Annotated in this window: 3 protein-coding genes and 1 pseudogene; all 4 read left to right on the forward strand. The window is 69.0% G+C overall.

What is annotated here, in order from left to right:
* A pseudogene (locus ACE3TU_RS20435) lies at nt 1-245 on the forward strand (sugar ABC transporter ATP-binding protein); the annotation flags it as partial.
* A complete protein-coding gene (locus ACE3TU_RS20440; protein ID WP_374627600.1) occupies nt 242-1,201 on the forward strand; it encodes an ABC transporter permease in 960 nt (319 codons plus the stop codon). The pseudogene ACE3TU_RS20435 and the gene ACE3TU_RS20440, both read left to right, overlap by 4 nt.
* The gene (locus ACE3TU_RS20445) at nt 1,201-2,154 is read left to right on the forward strand and encodes an ABC transporter permease (RefSeq protein ID WP_374627603.1); all 954 of its coding nucleotides are present in this window, start codon (nt 1,201-1,203) and stop codon (nt 2,152-2,154) included. The genes ACE3TU_RS20440 and ACE3TU_RS20445 overlap by 1 nt, the downstream gene beginning before the upstream one ends.
* Before the next feature lie 110 nt (nt 2,155-2,264).
* Nucleotides 2,265-3,458 (forward strand): GH116 family glycosyl-hydrolase (locus ACE3TU_RS20450; RefSeq protein ID WP_374627605.1); only part of this gene is annotated, 1,194 nt, incomplete at its 3' end.

Genomic DNA, 3,458 nt, shown 5'->3' on the forward strand with positions numbered 1-3,458 from the left:
TGTTCTTCGATCCCACCCGCGGCGTCGATGTCGGCACCAAGGCCGAGATCTTCGCGCTGATGCGCGATCTCGCCGCCCGCGGCTTCGCCATCCTGTTCTTCTCCACCGATCTGGCCGAACTGGCCAACGTCGCCGACCGTACCCTGGTGATGAGCTATGGCCGGATCGCCGCGACCCTCTCCGGCGCACAGATGACCGAGGGGGCGATCCTGAGCGCCACGCTCTCTGTGGGAGCCGCCGCATGACCGGCCTCGTCGAACTGTCGCGGCGCCATCTGTGGCTGCCGCCGCTGCTCGTGCTGGTGCTGCTCGCCCTCGCCATCGGCATCATGCGGCCGACGACCTTCGCCCCCGACCAGCTCAACATCAAGGTCGCCGCGGCGATGACGCTGATCCTGATCGCCGCCGGCGAGACCATCGTGGTGACGCGCGGCGGCATCGATCTGTCGATCGGCGGCATCCTAAGCCTCACCACCGCCATCTGCGCGACGCGCGGCGATCCGGGCCTCGGGGAGTCGCTCGTCTGGATCGGCTTCGTGCTGGCGCTCGGGGCCGGCGTCGGCGTGCTCAACGGCATCATCATCACGCTGGGCCGGCTGCAGCCCTTCGTCGTCACGCTCGCCACCTGGTCGATCCTCGAGGGCTGCGCGCTGACCGTGCTCCCGGCCGAGAGCAGCGGCGTGCCGAAGGACTGGGTCGCGTTCGCCCATGCCATGCCGCTCGGTCTCGGCATTCCGGCGCTGCTGCTCGCCGGCCTGATCGTCCTCTGGGCCTGGTTCAGCCGCACCCGCACCTTCGGCGCCATCCGCGCCGCCGGCTCCAACGAGCGCAGCGCCTATCTCAATCGCGTCTCGGTGCTCGGCACCAATGCCTGGGCCTATGGCCTGTCCGGCCTCTTCGCGGCGGCGGCGGGGCTCTATTTCAGTACCCAGACCGGCGCCGGCCACCCCACGGTGGGCACGCAATACGTGCTGCCGGCCATCGCCGCGGTAGTGATCGGGGGCACCAGCCTGATGGGCGGGCGCGGCACGCTGGCCGGCACCATCTTCGGCGCCTTCATCCTGACGCTGATCGGCGACGTGGTCTTTCTGCTCAAGCTGCAGAGCTACTGGCAGTGGGTGATGTCGGGGGCCATCCTGATGGGGGTGGTTGTGCTCACCGGCCTCGCCGAGGCCCGCGGCGCGAAGGGGGGCGGACACTGATGCGCCTGCCGAAGTCGCCCAGCCCGATCCTGCTCGCCCATGGCGCGGCGCTGCTGCTGTTCGTCATCGTCAGCCTCTATTCCCCCGGTTTCGCCCAGCCCTCCAACATCGCCACCCTGGTGACGCTGGCCTCCTTCATCGGCATCGTCGCCATCGGCCAGACCGTCGTCATCGTCGGCGGCGGCATCGATCTCAGCGTGCCCTGGGTGCTCAACAGCGCCGCCATCCTCGTCACCGCCCTCGCGCACGGGCAGAACTGGCCGCTGCTGTGGATCGTCCCGCTGATCCTCCTGCTCGGCTGCGCGGTGGGTGTGGTCAACGGCATCGGCATCGCGCTGCTGCGCGTGCCGCCCATCGTCATGACCATGTCGGTCAACGTCATCGCGCAGGGATTATTGCTGATCGTCACGCGTGGCTTTCCGCCGCCGATGGCGCCGCAGGCCCTGACCTTCGTCGCCGCCGGCCGCATCTTCCAGTATGTGCCGGTGATGTTCCTCGTCTGGCTGGCGCTGGCTGCGGCGGTCATCTTCGTCGAGCGGCGCACCAGCTTTGCCCGGCACCTGTATGCGCTGGGCTCGAACCGCACGGTCGCGACGCTCTCCGGCGTGCCGGTCACCCGCACCATCATCGCCACCTACGCCATCAGCGGGCTCACCGCCGCCCTCGCCGGCATCCTGCTGACCGGCTACAGCCGGCAGGCCTATCTGGGCATGGGCGATCCGTACCTGTTCACCTCGATCGCAGCGGTGGCGATCGGCGGCGCCTCAATCCTGGGCGGCACCGGTTCCTACCTGGGCACCATCGCCGGGGCGCTGGTGCTCACCGTGCTCAACGGCGTGCTGCCGATCTTCCGGCTCGAGGCGGGAGCGCTCAGGATCATCTACGGCGTGGTGATCCTGCTCGCCGTGTTCATGGCGGCCCCCTCGCTGCGCGAGCTGTTCCGGCGCCGATGAGGGTGTGCACTTCTTTCCAGTGGCGGCATCTGAACGTGGTGCCGCCGCGACTGGGCTAGCCTCGCAGCGACGCCCGTTATGGCGCTAGTGGAGGATGTCTCAAGATGCCGATGACGGCACCGTTTGTCTACGAGGGCGACAGCACCCGGGAAATCTCGTTTCCGCTGGGCGGCATCGGCACCGGCTCGATCGGCCTGAGCGGCGCCGGCCGGCTGATCGACTGGGAGATCCAGAACCGCCCGGCCAAGGGCATCACCAACGGCCTCAGCCACTTCGCCGTCCGCGCCGAGCAGGATGGCAGGGTGCTCGACGCCCGCATCCTCAACGGGCCGTACCTGGGCAATCGCACCGGCGACTTCCCGGCCGATACCTCGCGCAATTTCGGCTTCGGCGCCCGCCGGGATTCCCTCGCCGGCATGCCGCACTTCCGCTCGAACACCTTCGAGGGGCGCTTCCCGGTCGCCAGCCTCAGCTTTGAGAGCGAGCAGTTTCCCGGCGCTGTCGGCCTCACCGCCTTCAACCCGTTCATCCCGCTCAACGACCGCGACTCGAGCATCCCGGCGGCAATGTTCGAGATCGCCTTCACCAACCCCACCGAGGCGCCGATCACCTACACCGCCGTCGGCGTCGTCGGGCACGGCCTGCAGCCGCCCACCAAGGCGACCCGGGTCAACCGCAAGGGCGTCACCGGCGTCAAGGTGATCACCGACGAGCCCGACACCGGCGCCCCGCACTATGCCGAGATCGTCTTGGCCACCGACAGCCCGGTGACCAGCCGGCAGACGCATCTGTATCGCGGCCACTGGTTCGACGCGCTCGAGGTCTACTGGAAGGAGCTCAACCAGCCCGGTCCCTTCGCCGACCGTGACTACGGCACCGTCGATGTCGCCGGCGGCATGGGGCGCAACCGCGATTCGAGCCTGGTTGCCGGGCACGTCGTGGTCGCGCCGGGCGAAACCCGCTCGGTGCGCTTCGCGCTCACCTGGTATGCCCCCAATTTCCGCAAGTACTGGATCACGCCGGTCTGGCACTTCCGCAACCCCTCGCCGGCCAATGGCCAGTGGAAGAACTGGTACGCCACCGAGTGGACGGGCGCCGAGACCATCGCCAAGGAGGTGCTCGAGCGCTGGGCCCAGCTCCGTGCCGAGACCGTCGCCTTCCGCGACGCTGTCTACGGCTCGACCCTGCCGCTCGCCGTGCTCGATGCGGCCGGTGCCAACCTGTCGATCCTCAAGTCGCCCACCACCGTCCGGCTCGAGGACGGCACCTTCTACGGCTGGGAGGGCTGCCATCCGGCCGCCGGC

The organism is Devosia sp. (assembly GCF_041917035.1).
Taxonomy (GTDB): domain Bacteria; phylum Pseudomonadota; class Alphaproteobacteria; order Rhizobiales; family Devosiaceae; genus Devosia_A.

Bases quoted from the DNA above. Each gene is read 5' to 3' on its own strand.
- ACE3TU_RS20440 (WP_374627600.1), top strand. From the start codon at position 242: ATGACCGGCCTCGTCGAACTGTCGCGGCGCCATCTGTGGCTGCCGCCG.
- ACE3TU_RS20445 (WP_374627603.1), top strand. From the start codon at position 1,201: ATGCGCCTGCCGAAGTCGCCCAGCCCGATCCTGCTCGCCCATGGCGCG.